This is a genomic window from Coleofasciculus sp. C1-SOL-03 (assembly GCF_040220555.1).
In the GTDB taxonomy this organism is placed as follows: domain Bacteria; phylum Cyanobacteriota; class Cyanobacteriia; order Cyanobacteriales; family Coleofasciculaceae; genus Coleofasciculus.
Genome location: NZ_JAVJUO010000140.1, coordinates 99,828 through 122,742 on the forward strand (window position 1 = coordinate 99,828; position 22,915 = coordinate 122,742).

A 22,915-nucleotide genomic window follows, 5' to 3' on the forward strand; every position below is an offset into this window, starting at 1 on the left:
CCTCAATGCGTAGTGCTATAACCAATGACCAATGACCAATGACGAATGACAAATCATTTCACACAATTAAGCATTCGCACCGTCGCCGCCGCCGCATAATTCCGTTGGGCTTGGCTATTGGGAGAAAAAGCACTTCCCCTTTCATTCAACGGAGACGCCACTCGACAATAAGCCGACATTTGGGTAATCAGCGCATCTGCCCAATGACCCTGAATATCGCTAAACTGTAAAGCAGACTGATTGGCTGTCAGCGTGGGTGGCTGACCTTGCAGGGTTAGCGCAAACTCCGCCGCCCGTCGTTCCATTGCCATCAGTTCAGCACGAGTTACAGGTTGGGTGGGTCGAAATTTGCCATCCGCATAACCACTGATAATATTATTATCCCGCGCCCATTGAATTTTTGCCGCACTCCATCGAGAGGGATTAACATCAGGATAAGGGGCAAAGGTAACTTGATCAGGCAGTTCTAAATCAGCGTTGGGAAGTTGATTCAGTGCCTCAAAAATAATCGAAACCAATTGTTCACGAGTTAAAGCCGCTTGCGGTCTGAATGTGTTATCCTCTCTGAATCCGGCAATAAATCCCATTGCCACGGCTTGCTGAATTTCATTGGCATAAATGTCATTGGCAACATCGGGAAATGTCACTGTTGGATTGCCAGTTCCTGAACCTGTGCCTGGGTTAGACCCTGGATTAGACCCCGTACCGGAACCTGTACCTGGGTTAGACCCTGTACCGGAACCGCCACCTGTACCAATACTGCTTAAGGGTTGACTATTTGCCAGATAAATATGACCCAATGGTTTACCTTGATAGGAACGTCGGGCAAAGTCCCAACCGGGTTCTAAAACGATCTTGACAAACCCATTCGCTAATCCTTGGGTTCTACCCACTATAACCTCTGGGGCGCTGCGATCGCGGCTATTGGTCCCTACCAATACTAATTCCCCATCGCGTTCAACGATTCTGAGTAAATAATCTAAGCCCAAATCTTCACCCGCCATGCGGATTGAATAGCCATTACTATCGGTACTACGTCCGCAAATTCCGCTAAAGTCAAAGTTTAATAATAAGGGATCAACGATAACCGGATTACTGCCACTTTCACGCCAACACTGCCGCGCATTGCTTTTTTGTTCAATAATCAGCAGTTGATGGGAACTCTCGCCAAAAGGTGCAGCAACCGCAATAAATTTGCTTTGATCAACCGGAATTTGCTCAAATGTCGCCGCCACGGATTTATTGGCGATTAGGCTAGATAGGGCGATTGTGGCTAGGGTGGCTACTTGTGTAAAAAATGCACGCTTTCTCATTTGTCCGCTTCAATCCTTGTAGGTTTATAGTCCTTCAAAACTTTCCTCTGCACAAAGTCTGTGATGACTTAGACCTATAAAAGTTTCCCAGATTCCTCGGTACTTAGGGTTTATTTAATATCTCGTAACAATCAATCCGATCAGGTGTACCCCTGTGAAACAAGAGAAACTATCACAAGCTGAACCCCTGTTCCTGGAACCCTTACCCATGATCGGGGAAAACGTTTCACACTTACAGGTCACAGGATATGTTATTCAACTTTATCGGATGGAGTGGCGCATTGGGAATCATCACCCTACTGATATTTGGCATCCTACAATGGTTGCATATCAGCGCCGGACATTTTCTGGATTGGGTGATTGGAGTTGCCAGCTTTTGGTGGCTGTTGGTGGTTGTGACAGTTCCCTGGAATGTCCACTTTGAAGCCAAGTCGGTTTTGGCAGATGCGGCGCAATCGGCGGAAAAGGGGATACAGATTGACACCAAACAGGTGAATTATGCTCAAGTGGTAGCAACGCGATCGCTCTGGGTGGCGATAGCTTTACATATTTTATCTGCGATTGGACTTTACACGCTAGCGGCTACGGGGATTAGTGCGGTGGGTTATGTTAGTTCCGGTGCGGCATTGTTGTTAACCGCCTTACGCCCAGCGATTCGACTCTATGAGTATTTAGCCGCCCGTTTAGCGATGATTCGCCAGGAGTTTAAGTATCCTCGTGAGGATGTGTACCAATTGCGCGATCGCGTGATGCTTTTAGAACAGGATATCAGACAGATTCAACCCCAACTTGATCCCGAAAATGAGCAGTCTTGGGTAGCGAGACAGAACCGTAACTGGGAAGAAAGCCGCAAAGATATCGCCCGACTCCGCGCTTCTTTTGATCAACTCGAAGCCCAGAATGAGGCTGAACACAAGCGTTTAGCCCGGGAAGCCCAACAAGCGATCGCGCAATTAACCACAGATAGTCAATTCCTGGATCACGTTCGCGAAATTATCCGCTTTTTCAAGACAGCGTAATTTGTCATTCGTCATTTGTCCTATGTCATTTGTTATTTTTTCTGCACTATTGCCCATTGCCTATTGCCCATTGCCTAGCGCGTAGCGCTATAGTTCAAATCGAAACGACAAGAGGGCGGGTTTTGTTGATCAGTTGTGGGTAAACCCGTCAATTAAACGGCTAAACCCGCCCCGACAATTAACCGTCTCTAACCATCCAAATTAGAAATCCCAGAATCTGATCAACTGGGGGCAACGGATAATCAGTTAGCGCGATCGTTACCGTTTGTCCCTCCAGAAACAAAAAGAGGGCGGGTTTTGTTGATCAGTTATTGGTACACCCGTTCAGTAAACGGCTAAACCCGCCCCGACAATTAACCGTCTCTAACCATCCAAATTAGAAATCCCAGAATCTGATCAACTGGGGGTAACGGATAATCAGTTAGCGCGATCGTTACCGTTTGTCCCTCCAGCTTCAGAAACCGCCACTGCGTACCACTGGTTACACAGCCATACACGGTTGTAATCGAACGTTCCGCCGCCGCATTAAACCGTTGCGCCGCTACCATTTCCGCCACACATTGACCTAATCCCGTGCGAATATCTGCCTTCTTTGCTTCCGTTAATATAACCACTGGGGCTTGAATAAACAGTTGCTCAACTGAACGAGACAAAATAAAATCACACACCCCATTTAAACCCACAGTGGGATCGACATCAAACTCTTCTCCTGAAAACAAGCTAACTTGAGACGATAAAAGGCGTTTGACTTCCCAGAGAATTGGGTAAATAATACCCTCAGATCGTGCCTTTTCACTCCCTGTGGCGGTTAAAGGTAGACTCGTTTCTAGGAATTCCGTTAATGTGGGTGACGGTATAACCGGAGCAACTTCCGGCAGAAATTGCGGAACCTCAACCAAGACGAGATTAAACTCTGCTACGGCTTTGGCAAGTGTAAACTGGCTGTAGGACATAGGTTATCCATTTTTCATATAACGTTCGGTTGAATACTTACACGTTGCTAATTATCAAAAAAATCCCCGTAAAATTAATAATATCATGTCCGGTTGAATACCCATAATTAGGGCTTGCTGCACAACCCAGAAACCCTGATCCATCAATACTTTGAGGCGTATGGACAGTTGATAAAGTGCAAGGAAATGGGGTAGCATCCTTCATAAGTATGACATCACCTTGCTCAGGGAAAATGTACCCTTGCTCCCCCAGCTTCCCCAGCTTCCCCAGCTTCCCCAGCTCCCCCTCACCACAAGACTTATTTCACAGACAGATCCCCGACTTCTCCAAGAAGTCGGGGATCTTGCTTAAGGCTGTACCTGATCAACGTGAAATCTGCTATAACTTGTCCCAGTCCGTTTTAACGGACTTTAGCTATAAGCCTTGAAATTGATTTCAAGGCGGTGTAACGAGGTGGGATTTAATGGAACTTATATCTACTCTTCATTCAAATCTAGAGGAATCTCAATCACAAACTCTGTCCCTTTTCCCCGTTGACTATTCATCTGTAACTTACCTTTATGCTTTTCGACAATAATCTGATAACTAATCGCCAACCCTAAACCTGTTCCTGAACCCACAGGCTTTGTCGTAAAAAAGGGATCAAAGATTTGGCGTTTGACCTCATCATTCATCCCTGAACCATTATCGGCAATTTTAATAACTACATTGGCATTGTCTTTAATTTCCGTACAAATCCAAATCGTTGGTGTTGGCGGATTCGCTTCAAACCCATTGTTGGCTGTTCTCCATTTCTCTTTCTCCTGATCAATGGCTTCAATGGCATTGGTGATAAGAGATGTAAATACTTGGTTAAGCTGACCCCCATAACAGGCAATTTTAGGCAGATCGCTATACTCTTTAATCACTCGAATAGCGGGTCGGTCTGACTGAGACTTAAGACAGTGCTGTAACAAAAACAGTGTATTATTAATTCCTTGATGAATATCCGTTAATTTAAAATCGGATTCATCCAAATGGGAAAAACTCCGCAACAACAGAATAATCTGACAGATTCGTTCCGCCCCCACTTGCATTGAGTTAAGGATTTTGGGTAAATCTGACTGCAAAAAATCTAGGTCAATGGCTTCAGTTTCTGCAACAATTTCGGGGCTGGGATTGTTGTAGGTACGTTGATAAGAATGAAGTAAGTGTAAGAGTTCTTCTAGATAAGTTTTCGTAATTGAGGCATTACTGTAGATAAAATTTAACGGATTATTAATCTCGTGGGCAATTCCAGCAACCATCCGACCCAAACTTGACATTTTTTCGGATTGAATGAGTTGAAGTTGGGTTTGTTGTATTTTCTTTAATGCCTGCTCAAGTTCTAAGGATCTTTGCCGTTCTTTCTCTTGGGAATCCAATAGTTTTTGATTTTGGTCAAGGAGTTGCTTTTGCAGGTTTCTCAAGGCAAGATGGGTTTGAACCCGACATAAGACTTCTTCCGGTTGCAGGGGTTTAGTGATATAATCAACCGCACCAATTTTAAAGCCTTGGACTTTATCCACTGTATCAGACAGCGCGGTCATAAAAATTATGGGAATATCTTGAGTAGATGGATCAGATTTGAAGTGTTTACAGGTTGTAAATCCATCCAATCCCGGCATCATTACATCTAACAAAATCAGATCGGGCTGGGCATATTGCACTTGTTCAATCGCACTTTCTCCATCTAAGGCGACTAAGACTTTGAAGTCAGATTTAGTTAAATACTCAAAGAGAAACCCTAAATTGGTGGGGTTATCATCGACAATCAGCAGTTTACTTTTATCCGGAACTGGAAGGGTCATAACAAAGGATGAATTATGAAGCAAGCAACCAAGACATATAAGAGGCGGACACAATTAAAGTTAACGGTTGAGATTAGGGAACAGGGAACAGGGAACAGTAAGAATTTGAGGGTGGTTGACAAAACTTAATAAAGTACCGTTTTCTTTTGTCCGACTACTTAGTGATTAATAGGGTAATGGTTTGGCTAGAACGATGGAATCAAGAATTCCCGAATACAATGAACCATGAACCATAAACTATTAACCATCAACAAGATGATCTTGAATCAGTTCCCGCAGTTGTTTCAATCGAAACCCTCTCGCTAACTGACAAATTTGGCTTGTCAAGGGTTCAAATTGCGAATTTTGTTGGGCTAGAGATTCAGCGCGTTCGATAATGCCTTGGATATCCCCCATTTTAACCAAATCAGCTAATGCTGTAATTTCTGATGCGGGTAGGGAATTAATCGGCGTCTGCGTCAGAGTAGCCGCCTTCGTTGGGGAGAGAGATTGGGGTAGGGAATAAATCCATTCTAGGTTTAAATGGAGTGCGATCGCGTCGAGAAGTTGCTGGCTTTCCACAGGCTTGGCGAGAAAACCTCGACACCCGGCGGCGAGACTCTCCTGCTGAATCTGGGGATAGACACTGGCAGAAAGCGCGATCGCCACGATATCTTTATCCTGAAGTTGGGGTAATGCTAGCATTCGGCGTGTGGTTTCCAATCCATCCATCTCTGGCATCACTAAGTCGATTAAAATTAGATCGGGATAACATTCGACAACCTTCTGCAAACAGTCTTGACCATTAATCGCCTCTATTATTTCAAACCCTAAAGGCTTTAGCATCGCCCGTAAGAGAGTACGATTAACTTTATTATCATCCACAATCATTAATTTGCGTTTGTTCCCTTTAAAACCTGTAATCCGGCGTTTCGTCGCGGGATTGGGTTCATGCCATCCTGAGACTAAGGGTAAATTAATATCAAACCAGAATGTACTGCCGTTACCGGGAATACTCTTAACTTTAATTTCACTCCCCATCAGTTGAATTAATTTCTGGCTAATCGCCAATCCCAATCCCGTTCCTTCAGTGGCGTGACTCTGATCACTGACTTGATGGAAGGGTAAAAAGATTTGGGCTAATTGATGCGAATCAATCCCTACACCTGTATCTTTAATTTGAAAACGAATTGTTTTACAGTGTTGACCCTTCGCCACCCTCGAGTAAACCTGGTTTGTAGGGGCGGGTTTAGGAACTTGATTTTGACTATTGATAGTAACGTTTGTACAAAACCCGCCCGGGTTTGATTCAAGGGCATAATTTGTACAAGCCGATTTTACATCGGTTCGATTGACAACACTCACCGTAAATGTTACCTCACCCTGATCCGTAAACTTAATCGCATTACTAAGTAAATTACACAAAACCTGTCGCAGTCGTTTGTTATCTGCCATCACCCCATTAGGAAGGGGTGACAGCACTTGATAGGTAAAGATAATATCCTTTTGTTGGGCACGTAACTGAAACAAATCAGCCAGACTATTAAGGAAGTTCGGCAAGTGAAACTCGGTGGGATAGAGTTCCATCTTTTGCGCTTCAATCTTAGCTAGGTCGAGAATATCATTAATTAACGTGAGCAGGTGTTCACCACATTGGTGAATAATGTGCAAATTATGGTGCTGTGGATTGGTTAACGTTGTATCTTGTTTGAGCAGTTGAGTATACCCTAAAATACCATTCAGTGGCGTGCGAAGTTCATGACTCATATTGGTCAAGAATTCGCTTTTGGCACGGTTGGCAATTTCGCTGCGTTTGGCTTCTCGAACTGCCACTTCTTTCGCTTTCTGGAGGGCTTCTTCGGCTTGCTTTCGTTCGGTAATATCTAAATAGGCAACAACCACACCCGAATCCCGTAAGGGAATGGGGGCAGCGGTGGCACTAATCCAGGTAATTTTTCCATCGGGTTTAACGATTCCCGATTCATGGTTTTTGATCACTTGGTTTTGAATTAAGGCTTTAACATTAGCAAATTCTGTTCGGGGCATCATACTGCCATCGGGTCGGATTACCTGCAAGTTTGGCGTCACATAGTTGGCATTAATTCGGTCAGAAACGGATAGCCCCATGATTTTCTCGCTAGCGGCATTCGCTTCAATCCAATTCCCCTGTTTATCGGTGATAGAAATCCCAATCGGCAGGATTTGAAACAGGGTTTTATATTTTTGTTGGCTTTCCCGTAATGCCTTTTCCATACGCTTGCGATCGCTAACATCAATGTAGGCAATGGCAACGCCGTAATCGGGGAGGGGAATCGGGGCGGCGGTGACGCTAATCCAAGTAATTTTATCCTGGGCTTTAACGATTCCCATTTCCATATTTTCAATAACTCGGTTTTCGGTTAACGCGCGAACACTAGCAAATTCAGCGGCTGGCATGGGCGTGCCATCCAGTCGAATAATTTGCCAGTTAGGAGCATCATAGGTGCGACTGGTGTGTTCTTGGCGGGATAGTCCTAAAATTTCTTCACTGGCTTCATTGGCTTCAATAATATTTCCCCCTTTATCAGTAATGGAAATACCAATCGGAAAGATTTGAAACAGGGTTTGATATTTCTGCTGACTTTCCCGCAATACCTCTTCCATTTGTTTGCGATCATTGATATCCTCACAAACCACGGCGATATATCGCGGCGAACCATCATCATGTTTAATCACAGATACGGTTATGCGACCCCAAACACAAGCACCATCTTGGCGCAGATAGCGTTTATCAATGGTGTAGTTGGTGCGTTTGTCGCACACGATTGACTCAAATAAATTAGCATCCAGAGACAAATCTTCGGGGTGAGTCAACCGAGAAAAATGCATCCCGACAAGTTGATCAGAAGAGTAGCCTAAAAACCGACACTTGGCTTCATTAGCGGTTAGAATATACCCGTCGAGATCCAGCAGGGAAATTCCCACCGAAACATTCTCAAAAATAGACCGGAATCGTTCTTCACTCTCGCGTAAGGTTTTTTCCGCATGTTGGCGATCGCGAATTTCTCGTTTGAGTTCTTCATTGGCTTGCTGTAAGGCTTCGGTGCGTTCTTTCACCCGTTGTTCTAATTCAGCATTCAAGCTTAATATTTTGGCTTCGGCTAATTTTATCGTGGTAATATCAGTGGCGACGCCTAAAATTTGTTGGGGTTTGCCATCGGGGGTTTTGCTAAATACTGTATCTCGGCTATAAAGCCAGCACCATTCCCCATTCGCCCGACGCATTCGGTATTCGGTTTCGATAATTTCTCGATCAGACGCTGTCGCCAAGCGTTTAATTCGTGCCGATAATTTGACTAAATCATCCGGGTGCATCAGTTGCGTAAACAGGGTGTCTCCCATGGCTTGTACTGTTTCCGGAGAATAGCCCAGAATGTCAGTAATGGTGCGATTACTATAGATATTCCGCTGTTCGATGATGTCGTAGATATAAACAATAGCGGAAATCGATTGACTAATTTGTTCAATCACATGCTGGGATTGCTGCAATGCCTTTTCCGCTTGCTGACGTTCAGTTACATCTCGCAACACTAATAGATGATGATCGGGTAACATATTGGCGGTACCTTCTAACTCTACATCGCGTTGAGTGCCATCGGCACGCCACAGACAAAACTTATAGGTGATTCGCCCTTGGCTGAGAAAGGAACGCCAGTGGTGAAGACTAATCGGTGTCGTCTCCAATATCGTGTGATGCAGCAGTTGATCCTTAGACAATTTGAATAATTCACCCGCCGCCCGATTGACTCGGAGTAATTGTCCCTGACTATCAGCAACAACCATAGCATCCAGGGAGTCATTGAAGATGGCTAGAAACGCACAAGCCTCAGAAATCCCCTTTTGTTCCTGAAATGGGCATGACGTTGGGTTGGCGGGTTGGCTTGGGCTGGGGTTGCTAGCAGAGTAATGGATAACCATACTGTATTCTGTGCGATCGCATGTGTGAGGTTTGCCCCAACTCGGTATTCCGCCATTGATGCGGTAGATCCCAGTTTGAGGCATACTCCTATCTACAGTGCGATCGTCACAGAATCCCTATTTTGACGCCCTGGTTTGACACCATGACCCCTGATCCGCCTGATTGCTTACCACAAAAATAAATGGAATAGCTTTTATTTAATACTCTTTTAATACTCTTATCCGATTCGCTACAGTCCAGAAACTATAAACTTTTGAAACAGCTTTTTATCCTCAGAATTTCCTCAGATTTCGGTTTTAGTCTAGAGATAAAGCAGAGTTGTCGTAGATTGTATCACACTCTACAGTCTCGTCAAACCACGCCAATAACGGTATCGTACCGGAATTGAACTCTACTGGAAATAGGAAGGAAAAAGATGTTTAATCATACTTGTCTTTGTTGTTCACATACCTTACTCAGGCACATTCGCTCTCACCAAGTCTACTGGTTCTGTCCCCATTGTTACCAAGCCATGCCTGAATCCATTGAACCCTACTCACGGCTAAATGCATCCCAGCTTTTAGAGCTTTCTGTTGTCAAATCTTATAAAGTTGGTAATAGCCCACGCAAACAAGTGACCCAAGTCCCTCAAACATGCCATGTTGTCTAGAGTGTAGAGTCGTCGTTAATTAAATCCCTTTGCAAACTCATAAAACATCAAACATACGGCATCAAAAATTATTCTGCTTAGGCGAAACTATTATCCCCGATTTAAAAGGATTTTTTAATTATCGCCTAAGTGAGAGGTTAGCCCGGACTTAGGGTGATAAGTACCTAGACATAAATTCTGTACGCTGGACTAAGAAATATTCACAAGCCTCAAATCCTTACTGTTCCCTATTCCCTATTCCCTGTTCCCCAAGTACGGAAAAGCCAGTTATGATAGTATCTTGAAATAAGCTCAACTTTTATTTCATCAGGGGAATAGATAAATAATGCCAGATAGCCAGCGATGGGGTGAGGTATCCGCTTTAGTTTCAGGAACTTGCCCTGATTTTTCAGTCGTCCTCCCCCTCTATAATGAAGAAAAAAGTATTGCTGCTACACTGGAACACTTGCAGACAATTCTCAAATGTGTGCCGTGCAACTCGGAAATTATTGTAGTCGATGATGGTTCGACGGATCACACGGCTCAAATTTTACAACAGTATCCAACTATTCAAGTGATTCGCCATGGAATCAATCGAGGATATGGCGCAGCGCTAAAGACGGGAATTCGATGTGCTAAATACTCTATTATTGCGATTACAGATGGCGATGGAACTTATCCAAATGAACGCATTCCCGACTTAGTGAAACTGGCAATTCAAGCCGATATGGTAGTCGGGGCGCGAATTGGGGCTAATGTTCGCTATTCCCGAATTCGTAAGATTCCCAAGTGGTTTCTTGTCCACTTCGCCCAGTGGGTGACGAAGTATCGCATTCCTGATTTGAATAGTGGAATGCGGGTGTTTCGCAAAAATGTGGTGGAACGATTCTTGACTATTCTCCCGGATACTTTCAGTTTTACAACCACGATTACAATTGCCATGCTCACGAATAATTATATCGTCCATTACGAACCGATTGATTACTATCATCGAGTGGGCAAAAGTAAAATTAAGCCAATCCGTGATACCTTAGGATTTATTCAGTTAATTCTCCGCATGGGCGTATATTTTGCACCAATGCGAATATTTTTTCCTGTGGCTAGTTTATTCTTTGTCGGCTTTTTAATTTCCCTGTTTCAAGATGTCTTTATTCGGCAGGATTTAACTGAATCGACTCTGATTCTTTTTGTCGCAGCTACCCAAATCGGTATGTTTGCGCTTTTGGCAGATATGATTGACAAACGTAGTAATCGGATCTAATACTAAATCCGGGTCACTTACCCAGGACAAATGACAAATGACCGTTTACGTTAAACTGTGCTGACTTACTGACTACTCTTTTTATAAATTTTGATTTCTGGATTAATTTTATCGAAATTGGAGTAAACGTACATACGATTGATATGTCGATAACCTAATTCTTGATGATTTAGTAAATCCCATTGGGGGTCAGCTTTATACTGAAAAACTAAATCGTAGCCGAGTTCTTCTGTTTCTAGTTTAGAGAAAAATTCATACTTAGGTGTGCCTGCTTCAAAGCGACGACTATCGTAGGCACTCGTGCCAATAATATAATCTGGATTTTTCTGCTTGAGAGTTTCCAGAGTCGGGCGCTTGAAACTTTCTGAGCTAAACTTTTCTAATCGAGGTAAATATTTAGCGTCACCAGCTCCTAAAATAAAATCGTTGGGGGTAAAGGTTTTTGTCATCCATTGTTCCACTGAGTATCGCGAATCATGGGTCATCAATACATTAACGGATGTAGCATAAAAAAAGGTATAAATAAATACAGCGATAATGGATAAAGCTTTAACGCGAAATAGCTGGGCAGATGGGGTGAGGAAATCCCCGATTAGCTTACCGCCAAAAAATGCCAAAATGAGACAGACGGGAAACAGATAACGCAGGGCGTTATACATGACAATGCTGACAAAAAATAAATAATACGAGGCAATCGGAATCAGTAAACAGAGGAGATAATAGTGTTTTCGTTGCCAAACAGCCTTGAGCAAACCCAGGATGCAGATTCCGTATAAAAGCCAGCCAAAAGACACTCGGATATGCCTCAAGCTTTGCCAAAACATGGTTAGGTGTCCCAATATATTTCGCTCAAATCGAGGACTGATGGTAGCGCCCCCTGATGTAATATCATTGACATGAGCAAAGAAGCCATTTAAGTTAAATATAACGTTATGGATAGCGAGGAATAGGGCAAGTCCTACGCCTAAGGAAAGAACAATTTTTCGGTCTTTCAGGGCATTTTTTAGGGTGACGGATGGATTACGGTGCTGCAAATAGCGATAGTGCTGCCATATAATAAAGCCAGGGGTTAGGATATAGAAGGCATAGGCTTGGTCTTTCGTGGCAACGGTGATGGCGGCTGTCGCTGCAAATAATAGATAATCCCTCGTTTGTTGCTCTTTTAAGATGCGGATATAAAAGAATAACGATAACATGAACCAGAATAAATAGGGGATATCAAGGTTAATGGTTTTGGCATAATAAATAAAGGGTAAATTTAAGCTAGCGATGACTGTGGCGAAGAATGCTGATTGTTGATCATAGAGTTCTTGTCCAAGTTTATAGACAATCCTTAAAATTCCGGCGGCTAGGATCAGACTGAGGACTCTGCCGATATAAAATAACAGGGTATAGGTGGGTAAACTATAGACATTTACCACACCCAATTGATGGAGGAGTAAAATAGGGGAATAGAAAATGGTGAGGAGATAAAAATGAAACGGTGGATATTTATAATGCCATCCATTGGCAAATCCTTGTTCCACGGCTTCTAGTACTCGTATCGGGGTGAGTTCATCCGCCGCCCAGCCGTTAAAACTGGGTAATCCCCAGTTGATTCCCCAAAGGTTAATCAATAGACTAAAAATCACTAAGGCGCAAAAGGCTCTATCGATAGTTTTTGATGGTACAGCAGTCTTCAACGGATTATCCTCCAATCTGATTTTCCTATTTGGGTAGTTATAGTATAAGATTGCTAGGAGTCCATTACCCATTCCCGAAAATTATCAGATTTTTGGACACAACTCAAATAGGATTGCTATAAGTAGGTTGGTGGAAATAAACTTAACTAGATTAAGTTATGTAAACAACCCTCAAACCCTTACTGTTCTCTGTTCCCTGTTCCCTGTTCCCTGTTCCCTGTTCCCTAATCTCCACCGCTAACTTTAATTGTGTCCACCTCCTTAGTTCACAATATCAGCGTTTATGGCGCTAAAGCGCAACTACAAGCGCAACTACGAACTATTTGACTTTAAAGACATTTTGCATCTAATACTATAAATCGTTGGGTTTGAAAGATGGAGCATTTTGGAATTAAGGGGGGAATGGCTAAGGGGGTTCCTTGTTCTATTCTGAGGCTGGCTTCTGTGGCGACATCTGGAAATTGTTGTATCCATTTGTTGTGGGTGATGTAGTCGAGGGTGAAGGCGGATTGGTCGATGAGCCAAAGGTCTATGGTATTGTTTTGGATGAATGTTTTGATCTCGTTTGCGTTGGGGCTGTATTGAGCGCGAATTAAGTCAATGGCGCGTTGGCGCAAGGGGAGGTAATAGCCGAGATGATAGGGGATGGCGTATTCCCAACTGACTAAAATTGAACGGTGGGTAAAGGTGGGGAGGTTATCGGTTTCTGGGGATAGGGAGGCGATAAGGCTGTCTTTGGGTTGATGGGTGATAAATTGGTAGAGTTTGGGTGCGGTTCCGATTTCGTAGGCGGTTTTGGGGAAGTCTGTGACGAGGAGGGGGTAGAATAGCAGGATTCCGGCGAGGATTGTGGTTAATCCGATGGCGAGGATTTGGGTTTTCTGGAAGAGTCCATGACATAAGATGGTTAGGGCGATTCCTGTGGCGATGGGGAGGAGGAGTCGTAAGGTGTGTTCGCTATAACGACTGGGTAAATGGAGGTGGAAGAGTAGCAGATGGGCGGTAAAAAATAGGCTGAGGGAAACGATGATAATTTGAGGGAGGAGGATGATTGAGGGTTTTACCTGTCTGGTTAGGGGAAAGTGTTGGGGAATTTTCCCGAAAAAGGGTAATAAGAGGGCAGCGTATAGTAGGATGGGAAGGGATTGGCGTCGAGGAAGAAGTCCACTGCGATCGCCATTTAACCAGAAATCCCAGAAATTATCGGTAAAAAAGCTGGCTCGCCCCCCCGCCCAGAATTCCCGCATTTGTTGGGCTTGGCTGGCGGTAATAATTGGCTCAAACTCGGATGTGGTGATGGCGTAGGGTAACATCACCAAAAATGCCACGATTAAACCCGCCGCGCTGAAGTAATAATCCTTCCTTTCCCGCGACAGTCGCAGTTTTCCCCTTTGCCATTTCCCCAACTGGAGAATTAAGACTCCACTGGAGATGAGGACACTTTGGGGATAGAACCATCCTTGTAGCGCGATCGCACCTAAAGTGGGAATTAGCGATCGCTTGATTAGATAATACCAGAATCCCAGCAGTAATGGGTAGACAAATGCTCTGGGTGTGGCGGAGACTAAATCATCCCGCATCCACAGGGTTTGATTGACTAGCAGGGAACTAATAAATCCGGTGATGGGTAGGGGGAGGAGTTGTAGGGTGAGTGCAAAGGTGTAAATTGTGGTGATTAGGGTGAGGAGTAGGGGGAGGAGTTTACTCAGGGTTAGGGGTTCGATTCCTAGGTTGGCGATGAGTTGGTAGAGTGTTTTATAGCCGACGGGAACGACGGATTGGAAATAATCGGCAATGATATCATTGGGGAATAATTGGGAATCTATATATCGCTGCATCCAAAAGACGTGTTGTCTGGCGTCATCTTGGACAATATAAGGGGAATTGAAGGCTTTTTGTAGGGCTAACAGGCTATAACTGGTGGCAATGATGAGGCTGAGGGATAACCAGAAAATTTCCCTGGGTTGGGATTGATGCGTGATGAGGGAGAGTTGGGTTTTTTTTGGGTGGTTTTTCGGCATAGAGAGACGGGTTTTTGAACGGTTTATAGAGGGGAAGAGTCGATTTTTTTCAACGCAGAGGTTCGCAGAGGGAAAGCGCAGAGGTTCGCAGAGGGAGCGCTTCAGGTAGTATTGGGAGAAGGGGGGCTGGGGGGCGGTAAATCAAGGCAATAACTTTAAAGTATATACGATAATTTCTGTCTCTCCCTCATCACCCTACAACTCCCAACAGCAGACCCTAATTAGAAAGTAGGTTGGGTTGAGGAACGTAGGCGAAGCCTTCTCGTACTCCTTTGGAGTTCCCGAAGGGTAGAGTAACCCAACTTATCCGGTTAGCTCTCACAATTTATTCAGCATACCCTAATTAGGGGACAAGATTTGCCAAAGCCATCCTAATTCATAGATGGGTTTTATTTGATAGGGGGATTGCTGTTCGAGTTCAGCCCGTAAGTCATTGGTGGGTTGAAATAAAAATACATCACTAAATTGATTGAGATTGTCGGGAAGTGGGGGGGCTTCGATTACCATTAGTTGGATTTCGGGGTTGAGCCAATAACTCAGCGATGTGGTTCTCACGACACTGCTACTGATGACTAAAGGGGTAGGAGATTGATTGACAATCCGAGCGACTTTGGGGTCATAGTAATTGGTGTATTTGTTCCACCAGGTTTCGGATTGAGAACTTACCGCACTGGATAAAACTCCCAGAGAAATTAAGACAACGGTTCCCACTTGCCACAGTTTCTGTTGTCGATTTTTGGCAAAGCCGGGAGTTATTTTAACGCTGAGTAAATAAGCCACCGCTAACTGAATCCCCACAAAACTAGGGATGAGGTAACGAGCAATCGTTGAACGTTGTCCCCGCCCTAGTAAATCGGGTAAGGCTAAAGGGAGTGCGGTAACACTGATTAAAATCAGGACAAATAACCAAATCCGTTTCGGCGTGGTGCGAATCAGAAAATAGATGGCGTAAGCGACTAGGAGTAGAATTGGGATGACGAGATAGGTTAATGGATAGTTCAACCCAAATTGTCCATTATCCATACCATAGCGAATATCGAATAGTTGCTTATCATAGCTAATTTGCGGATCAAAAAATACAGCGGCTAGATTAAACATCCAACGCTTGAATAGAACCCATAGTGGGATATCTTTTGATGTCCAACCTGTGGCTCTAACTTCGCGAATTAGGACAAACCAGGGTAAGAATGCCACGATTGCTCCGGTTAATGCTAACAGATATGCCTTCAACTGTTGAGTCAATCGCCAACTATTCATGGCGGCGACGTAGATGGCTTGAGCGATTAACACCAGGAATGAGAGTAAATGAGAATAGAGTGCCAGTGACAGGGTTAGGGCATAAATCACCCAATTTCCTGGTGTTTTCATTCGCATTGCTCGAAATAAAGCAGCACAGGATAGTAATATAGTTACCGCCCACAAACTATATTGCCGTGCTTCTTGGGCGTAGAGGATATGAACCGGAGAAACGGCAATCAGGGAAACGGCAATCCATCCGGTTATCGGAGATTCAAATAACTCCCGACACAGCCAGTATATTGCCGGAAATACCAATAGACTGATTAACGCGGATAAACTGCGAGTGACAGGAGGAGTATTGCCAAACCAGCGCACCCAGAAATGAGCCATTAAATAATATAACGGCGGATGCTCGGATTTGTTGACCAACGCCTTCATCGTATCGTTTAAGCCGTTTTGGGGGCGAGGTTGTAGATAATCCTGTAAGGCTTTAACTTGAATCATCCCGCCGTTGAAGTTATCCTGACTATACTCTTGAATCGTATGTCCGGAGACGCGAACCGATGTATAAATTTCATCTGTCCAATAGACCTTTTTTCCTAGGTTAGCGAAGCGGAAAAATAAACCTAAGATGATTGTTATTGCCACACAAGCTATTATGACCTGATGACGAATTTCTTTCATGTTCTAAGGAGTCGGACAACACTAAAGTTTACCGTTGAGATTAGGGAACAGGGAACAGGGAACAGGGAACAGGATATATTCGTGGCACGATTAAAGAGAAATGATATACCCCTAAGCTCTCCGCGATGCCATTCATAATTTTTGATTCATAATACATTGCGCGTCTAGAACCATCAAAGCATCCGTCTCAAATACACGACACGGTTGTATAACTTGAGACAAGGCGGGATTTATTCCTGCCTGCAACTGGGTAATCGCGGCTTTCGCTGGGGGATACTGCATCAACCAATTACTCCCCGCAATATAGTCGGGTGTAAACGCGGCACGATGCACTAAAAAAAAGGTAACGCCATAGCGTTGAATAAACTGTTGTACCTGGGATAAGTCTGGACTATACTGAGCCTGAATCAAATCAATCGCCCGTTGACGAATCTGATTATAGTACCCAACATGATAAGGAATCGCATACATTTCACTGACTAAAACCGGCTGCTGGGAAAACGTCGGTAAATTATTGGCTTCTTCATCAAGGGAAGCAATCAGACTCGGCTGCGGTTGTTGAGCTAAAAATTCATATAAACTGGGATATTGACCTTGTTTATATCGGGTAAACGGGAAACTCACAAAACAGGGATAGAAAATAAGTATCATCCCCAAAACCGCCGTAACTGCCCAGGCGAAGTATCGTCTAAACCGATGAGAGGTAACCCTTGCCCAATAAACCAATGCATCTACACCTACCACAAACGCGATCGCACTCGCCAATGCCATCACGATTCGCAGGCTATGGGTGGTATACCGAATCGGCAGATGTAGCCTAAACAAGAAAATATGGGCGAGAATAAATGTCACACCCGCCGTTATCACCATTTCAGGTAAAATCGCCACACCCCTTGTCACCTGTTTTACCAAGCGAAAGCGGGAGGGATAGCACCACAGTATCGGTAAAAGCAACCCCAGATACAGTAACGGCGGTAGAGACAATCCGCCCAAAAAACTACTACGCTTGCCAAACAGCCAAAACTCCCAAGGATTCTCATCAAAAAAAGGGGTTCTCCCCTCAGGCATAAATTCCGGTAACTGTCTCGCCACAGATGCCGCGATCGCAGGTCCAAATTCATTAGACTGTACAGTATAGGGTAGCAGTACCAGAATCGCCACCGCCAATCCCAACCCACCCAACCAATAATCCCGGCGATTCCCCGAAAGCCGCCATCGCCCCCCTTGCCAGTCTCCCATCTGCAAAATCAGGATTCCCGCACAGATCAACACATACTGAGGATAGAATACTCCCAAAAGCGCGATCGCACCTAGACAAGGAAACAGTGAGCGCCGCAGCAAATAGTACAAAAACGCCAACACGATTGGATAAACAAACGCTCTCGGCGTACCCGAAATCAGAGTATAGGTTGTCCAAAGATTTTGATTCAGCAGTAGAGATGCCGTAAATCCAGCGATTGGCAGAGGTAACAATTCCAAACCAATACCAAAACAGTAACCCGTGGTAATCACCCCCAAAATAGTCGGCACCAGCTTATTAAATACCAGGGGATGAATCCCAAAACCTGCCATAATCTGGTAAAGCGTCGCATATCCAACTGGCGCAACCGACTGATGATAATCGGCAATTAAATCATCCGCAAATAGCCCTGGCTCTAAAAACCGTTGCATCCAGAACACATGCTGTCTGGCATCACTATCCACCAAATAGTCACTACTAAACGCCTGCTGAAGTGCCAAAAGACTATAAATTAGCGAAAACGTCAGACTGAGACTGAACCAAAATATAATCTGAGAACGGGATACTTTTTTAGGAGACAACGCAAACAGTTTGAACATGTAAAGAATTGACTTGAGAAATTGCAAATCCTATCATTTTCAGCTTTTTACATACTTCTGATGCAACGGATTTAATAGGATAAATAGTAAAGGACAAATGACTAATTAGTCAAACAAGCTGCCGACAAAACAACCAACCCTTCCCCTTCAAAGATCGTACATTTTTCCATCCTCACTGCCAAAGCCGGAACCTTTTCCCCTTCCAGAGTCAACATCGCTGCTGTCGCTGCTGACTCATACTCTTGAATCCAACGATTATTAATCACATACTCTAGCGTAAACGCCCCCCGTTCCACTAGCCATAAATCCACCCCATACCGCTGAATAAAATTTTGCATGGTTACCTGATCTGGACTATACTGAGCTTCGATCAACTCAACCGTCCGCTGATAAATTTTATTGTAATAATCCGAATGATAGGGCAACGCATATCCTTCCCCTCCTACTAAAATTGAGCGCTGGGCAAACGTCGGTAGACTATTCGCTTCCTCTGTTAACGAAGCAATCACCGTATCTTTTGGTTGTTGTTGCAGAAACTCGTAAAGTTCTTGACTCTTCCCTAGGTAGTATTGAGTAATCGGAAAAGGATAATCATTGGCTTGCAAAATGCTGGGATAAAAAATTAGGATTGCTGCCAAAATGCCAGTAAACCCAACAGCCAAAAGCGGTTTACCTTTAGTTTGAGCAACCTGTAAAACCGTATCTAATAAAATAGTGAGTGCCACAGCCGCAGCCAACGCCACCAAAATCCGCAAACTATGTTCTGTATAGCGATTGGGAAGATGCAGTTTAAATAAAAGCCAATGGGCAACGACAAACATGCAAATGGATACGATCAGCATTTGAGGTAACAGAATAATACCCCCACTCACCCGTTTTGCTAAAGGAAACCGAGAGGGATATTTTAACAGAAACGGCAATAAAAAACTCACCCAAACCTGTGGCGGTAATAAAAGAATCGAATACTTCGCCATCACCCCACACCATTCACTTGGCAGCATACCGCTACGCTTGCCACAAACCCAGTAATTCCAGGGGTCATCATCAAAAAAGCTTGACCATCCTTGGCTAGAAAAGGCGGGTAAAGTTCTCGCTTCTGTTGCTGTAATCACAGAACCGAATTCTGACGGGTTTAAATAGGGTAAAAGAACCAATAGTGCTACTCCTAATCCCCAACCACAGAACCAATAATCCTCTCGCCACAGCGATAAGCGAAACCTCCCCTTTTCCCACCGCCCTAGCTGTAAAATCAATAGTCCAGCCACGATAAAGACACACTGAGGATAAAATAATCCCAAAAGCGCGATCGCCACTAGACAAGGTAGTAACAACCGTCGCAACCGATAATACACAAAGGCGAGAAATAGAGGATAGACAAAGGCTACGGGTGTTGCCGAGACCAAATCATCTCTCATCCAGAGATTTTGATTCAATAGCAACGACGCGATAAACCCCGCAACGGGTACGGGCAAAATTTGCAGAGTCAAGCCAAAACAGTAGGCGGTAGCCACCAATTCCAGCCCCAGGGGTAAAATCTGACTCAGAGCCATCGGATCAATCCCTACTGCGGCAAAGATTCGGTAGAACGTCGCATATCCCCACGGTGCAACCGATTGAAAATAATTAGCAGTCAAATCCCCAGGAAACAACTGTGAGTCGAGAAACCGACGCATCCAAAAGACATGCTGCCGCGCATCATCCTGCACAATATAGTCGTGACTCAAAGCCTCTTTTAGGGGGGGATATGCATACATGGCAGCAAAGGTCAAGCTAAGGCTCAACCAAAAAACCTGCTGCGTTCGAGAGGCTTTGCCAGTGGGAGCCGTTAAAAACTGGTGCAGGCGTGTGATTGGCATAATCTACTGTTTTCTGTTCCTGTTGTGTTCCCTGTTCCTTGACCAATGAACAATGAATTCAGTTTGATAAGTTGGTATAGAGAATATAACGTGAATTTTGATAAGCGATCGCTAAATCCAGAGCGTGAGTGCTACTCGTCACCAGATAATCCGCTCCATACTTGCTCATCACAGCCTGCGCTTGGTCAGTCGTTAAGCTGTTATAACCAGCGATAAGTACCTGGGTCATCTTACCGAACGTGACTCGTTCACCTGCTTGAGGCCAAGGGTTGAGTGTACCACTCAAGTCGGTGAGACGTTCATACCAGGAGAGTACTCCCACCTTAGTTGGGGGGATAAACTTGAATTTTGCGCCGAAGTACTCCCACACTCAGCGCCAACACCAGTAAGTACACAACAAGTTTAATCCACCATTGTGAAGACCAATCAAGGGGATTCAGGTGGTGAGGAGAACGGATAAATACGTAAACATAGGACGGTTCTACAGCGCCTGTGGGACTAGGTGTCAATAAATGTTCCAGAATCGTGTAAATCGATAGCGCACTGGCTATCAGATAAATCGCCAGAACGGAACCCAGATAGCGGAGACTTCTAAAATGGTGGCGGCGTCTGAGTAGCAACCATCCTCCTATCACCAGAGACGCCCAACCCCCAACAAGAGTGTGAAATAATGTGGCTAGCCCTAACAGGAGTGCCATCAGGCGATAGCGACCCGTTAACATCAGCCCAATGGCGAACAGCAATAGACCGTAAGCCAAAACTTTCGGCTCAACGCCTCCCACCAACCATTCACGGGCAACTATCCCTTGATTGTCATCCACATACAGAAATAAGCCAACCGCCAACAGCAGCAACGGCAAACTTAACCCCAGCTTTCGACCCAGAAAGACTAACCCTGAAGCCATCAGAGTGTAACACAACAGCCGCCCGATTAAAGATGTGGCTAAAAACCCCCAAGCCGCCGCCATGGAGCCAAAAAATGCTAGGAAGGGGATACGATAGCCCGGAGGCTGATTGAGATACCAGTCTCCAGGAATCCAACTTGGGTCAGCATACTGTCTGGCAAAGGGCAAGATATCTACCTCGTTTTTGCCGCCCATATTGCCATCCAGCAGGAACCCCAAACTGAGGAATGCGGTGACGACCACAATTTGAACGCTGACTTGCTTCCAGTGGGTTCGGTCTTGATTAACCGGATTGGTTGGAATGGAATGGCTTGATATCATCTCGTTGGTCACTGGCGTGATACTTCCCTGAATTAAACCCTAATCGTTGCCAAGTATAGTATTGTCAGCGTCTCGTGAATAGCTCTTCTACATAACCCATTGATGTGTCGGGGCGAACGCGAGAAATTAATCGGGATTGTTTCCCCTACCTGGAATGCTAAACTTGCCTTGATCATCCGATCAAACGGTATCAGCTTAAGCAATCCCGACGTTTATAAGAGGAATTAAAGTGTGGTCAACGTTTTAGTCACAGGTGCAGCCGGCTTTATCGGATACCACCTCAGTCAACGATTACTTGCCCAGGGTGATACCGTGATTGGACTGGATAACCTGAATGCTTACTATGATGTCTCTCTCAAACAAGCCCGACTAGAACAACTGGAGAACCAACCTGGGTTTCGCTTTTATAAACTAGACTTAGCAGACCGCGAAGGGATTGCCCAGTTATTTGCCCAAGAATCCTTCGAGTTCGTCATCCATCTGGCGGCGCAGGCGGGGGTTCGCTATTCCTTGAAAAATCCCTACGCCTATGTGGATAGTAACCTGGTGGGTTTTACCAATATCCTGGAAGGGTGTCGCCATTCGGACATCAAGCATCTGGTGTTTGCTTCATCCAGTTCGGTGTACGGTGCGAATACGAAAGTGCCGTTTTCAGTACAAGATAATGTCGATTGTCCTGTTAGCCTGTATGCGGCTACCAAGAAAGCCAATGAATTAATGGCTCATGCCTATAGTCATTTGTATAACATCCCGACAACAGGCTTGCGCTTCTTTACGGTTTATGGGTCGTGGTATCGTCCCGATATGGCACTCTTTTTATTTACCAAAGCGATTCTGGCTGAACAGCCGATTAATGTGTTTAATTATGGTCGGATGCAACGGGATTTTACTTACGTTGATGATGTTGTCGAGGGTGTGGTGCGAGTCATGGGTAAGATTCCGCCGCCGGAAGCCTCAGGAAACACTTCACCGGGTTCGAGAAGTTCTGCACCTTACAAACTCTACAACATTGGCAATAATCAACCGATTGAACTCTTGCAACTTATCGAAACCTTAGAACACTGTTTGGGCAAAACGGCGGTGAAAAATATGCTACCCATGCAACCGGGAGATGTGCCGATTACCTACGCGGATGTGGATGATTTGATGCAAGATGTGGGATTTAGACCGAATACGCCGATTGAAGTGGGTGTGGAACGATTTGTGCAGTGGTATCGGTCTTATTACAATATTTAGGGCTTGCTGCATAAGTTTTATGGTGGGGAGAGGCAATAGGCAATAGGCAATAGTGAAGAAAAAAGCTTACCTTACAAGGGATTGACCCTTCGACTTCGCTCAGGGTCAAGCGATTTGAATTTTTCTTGATATGTCCTAACTAGAGTGCTTAGTGCTATAAAAACCTTGCACTTGTTGGGTGGTAAAATGGT

General features: G+C 44.6%; 15 protein-coding genes. 4 read left to right on the plus strand and 11 right to left on the minus strand.

The window, feature by feature from the left end; translation table 11 throughout:
- Window positions 1-53: 53 nt before the first annotated feature.
- Window positions 54-1,313: a DUF3747 domain-containing protein gene (locus RIE73_RS22310; RefSeq protein ID WP_446403276.1), complete on the minus strand. Its 1,260-nt coding sequence runs from the start codon at window positions 1,311-1,313 to the stop codon at window positions 54-56.
- Window positions 1,314-1,561: 248 nt separating this feature from the next.
- Between RIE73_RS22310 and RIE73_RS22315 the strand changes: the two genes are divergently transcribed.
- Window positions 1,562-2,332 carry a hypothetical protein gene (locus tag RIE73_RS22315; RefSeq protein WP_446403277.1) on the plus strand — a complete coding sequence of 257 codons (771 nt, stop codon included), beginning with the start codon at window positions 1,562-1,564 and terminating at the stop codon, window positions 2,330-2,332.
- 353 nt (window positions 2,333-2,685) lie between these two features.
- Here RIE73_RS22315 and RIE73_RS22320 read toward each other — a convergent pair whose 3' ends face one another.
- From RIE73_RS22320 to RIE73_RS22330, 3 genes are all read right to left on the minus strand, one after another.
- A complete protein-coding gene (locus RIE73_RS22320) occupies window positions 2,686-3,285 on the minus strand; it encodes a hypothetical protein (protein ID WP_446403278.1) in 600 nt (199 codons plus the stop codon).
- A gap of 477 nt (window positions 3,286-3,762) precedes the next feature.
- Complete coding sequence (locus tag RIE73_RS22325) at window positions 3,763-5,115, minus strand: hybrid sensor histidine kinase/response regulator (protein WP_446403279.1); 1,353 nt, start codon at window positions 5,113-5,115, stop codon at window positions 3,763-3,765.
- A 240-nt stretch (window positions 5,116-5,355) separates the two neighbouring features.
- On the minus strand, window positions 5,356-9,051 hold the full coding sequence (locus RIE73_RS22330) for a PAS domain S-box protein (RefSeq protein ID WP_446403280.1): 3,696 nt from the start codon (window positions 9,049-9,051) through the stop codon (window positions 5,356-5,358).
- Here RIE73_RS22330 and RIE73_RS22335 point away from each other — a divergent pair.
- Window positions 9,040-9,177, plus strand: a complete 138-nt coding sequence (locus RIE73_RS22335; RefSeq protein WP_446403281.1) for a hypothetical protein — start codon at window positions 9,040-9,042, stop codon at window positions 9,175-9,177. The two genes, RIE73_RS22330 and RIE73_RS22335, sit on opposite strands and share 12 nt — an antisense overlap.
- Window positions 9,178-10,026: 849 nt before the next feature.
- Window positions 10,027-10,941, plus strand: coding sequence for a glycosyltransferase family 2 protein (locus tag RIE73_RS22340; protein ID WP_446403282.1), 915 nt, complete (start codon window positions 10,027-10,029; stop codon window positions 10,939-10,941).
- 65 nt (window positions 10,942-11,006) lie between these two features.
- Here RIE73_RS22340 and RIE73_RS22345 read toward each other — a convergent pair whose 3' ends face one another.
- The 7 genes from RIE73_RS22345 to RIE73_RS22375 all read right to left on the minus strand — a co-directional run bounded on the left by RIE73_RS22345 (window position 11,007) and on the right by RIE73_RS22375 (window position 21,488).
- Window positions 11,007-12,623 (minus strand): ArnT family glycosyltransferase, encoded by a 1,617-nt coding sequence (locus RIE73_RS22345; RefSeq protein ID WP_446403283.1) that lies wholly within the window; start codon window positions 12,621-12,623, stop codon window positions 11,007-11,009.
- Window positions 12,624-12,952: 329 nt separating this feature from the next.
- On the minus strand, window positions 12,953-14,644 hold the full coding sequence (locus RIE73_RS22350) for a hypothetical protein (protein WP_446403284.1): 1,692 nt from the start codon (window positions 14,642-14,644) through the stop codon (window positions 12,953-12,955).
- A gap of 339 nt (window positions 14,645-14,983) precedes the next feature.
- A complete protein-coding gene (locus RIE73_RS22355) occupies window positions 14,984-16,531 on the minus strand; it encodes a glycosyltransferase family 39 protein (protein WP_446403285.1) in 1,548 nt (515 codons plus the stop codon).
- A gap of 168 nt (window positions 16,532-16,699) precedes the next feature.
- Entirely contained in the window at window positions 16,700-18,406 is a 1,707-nt protein-coding gene (locus tag RIE73_RS22360; protein ID WP_446403286.1) for a hypothetical protein, read from the minus strand.
- Window positions 18,407-18,507: 101 nt separating this feature from the next.
- The gene (locus RIE73_RS22365; RefSeq protein WP_446403287.1) at window positions 18,508-20,262 is read right to left on the minus strand and encodes a hypothetical protein; all 1,755 of its coding nucleotides are present in this window, start codon (window positions 20,260-20,262) and stop codon (window positions 18,508-18,510) included.
- A 58-nt stretch (window positions 20,263-20,320) separates the two neighbouring features.
- Window positions 20,321-20,584: a hypothetical protein gene (locus RIE73_RS22370; protein ID WP_446403288.1), complete on the minus strand. Its 264-nt coding sequence runs from the start codon at window positions 20,582-20,584 to the stop codon at window positions 20,321-20,323.
- Window position 20,585: 1 nt separating this feature from the next.
- Window positions 20,586-21,488 (minus strand): hypothetical protein, encoded by a 903-nt coding sequence (locus tag RIE73_RS22375; RefSeq protein WP_446403289.1) that lies wholly within the window; start codon window positions 21,486-21,488, stop codon window positions 20,586-20,588.
- A gap of 231 nt (window positions 21,489-21,719) precedes the next feature.
- On the opposite strand from RIE73_RS22375, the gene RIE73_RS22380 reads away from it, so the two are divergent.
- Entirely contained in the window at window positions 21,720-22,724 is a 1,005-nt protein-coding gene (locus RIE73_RS22380; RefSeq protein ID WP_446403290.1) for an NAD-dependent epimerase, read from the plus strand.
- The last annotated feature ends 191 nt before the right edge of the window (window positions 22,725-22,915 follow it).

What these genes read in the sequence shown, in the direction of transcription:
- RIE73_RS22310 (WP_446403276.1), bottom strand. Translation starts at nt 1,313, where the DNA reads ATGAGAAAGCGTGCATTTTTTACACAAGTAGCCACCCTAGCCACAATC.
- RIE73_RS22315 (WP_446403277.1), top strand. Translation starts at nt 1,562, where the DNA reads ATGTTATTCAACTTTATCGGATGGAGTGGCGCATTGGGAATCATCACC.
- RIE73_RS22320 (WP_446403278.1), bottom strand. Translation starts at nt 3,285, where the DNA reads ATGTCCTACAGCCAGTTTACACTTGCCAAAGCCGTAGCAGAGTTTAAT.
- RIE73_RS22325 (WP_446403279.1), bottom strand. Translation starts at nt 5,115, where the DNA reads ATGACCCTTCCAGTTCCGGATAAAAGTAAACTGCTGATTGTCGATGAT.
- RIE73_RS22335 (WP_446403281.1), top strand. Translation starts at nt 9,040, where the DNA reads ATGGATAACCATACTGTATTCTGTGCGATCGCATGTGTGAGGTTTGCC.
- RIE73_RS22330 (WP_446403280.1), bottom strand. Translation starts at nt 9,051, where the DNA reads ATGGTTATCCATTACTCTGCTAGCAACCCCAGCCCAAGCCAACCCGCC.
- RIE73_RS22340 (WP_446403282.1), top strand. Translation starts at nt 10,027, where the DNA reads ATGCCAGATAGCCAGCGATGGGGTGAGGTATCCGCTTTAGTTTCAGGA.
- RIE73_RS22350 (WP_446403284.1), bottom strand. Translation starts at nt 14,644, where the DNA reads ATGCCGAAAAACCACCCAAAAAAAACCCAACTCTCCCTCATCACGCAT.
- RIE73_RS22360 (WP_446403286.1), bottom strand. Translation starts at nt 18,406, where the DNA reads ATGTTCAAACTGTTTGCGTTGTCTCCTAAAAAAGTATCCCGTTCTCAG.
- RIE73_RS22365 (WP_446403287.1), bottom strand. Translation starts at nt 20,262, where the DNA reads ATGCCAATCACACGCCTGCACCAGTTTTTAACGGCTCCCACTGGCAAA.
- RIE73_RS22375 (WP_446403289.1), bottom strand. Translation starts at nt 21,488, where the DNA reads ATGATATCAAGCCATTCCATTCCAACCAATCCGGTTAATCAAGACCGA.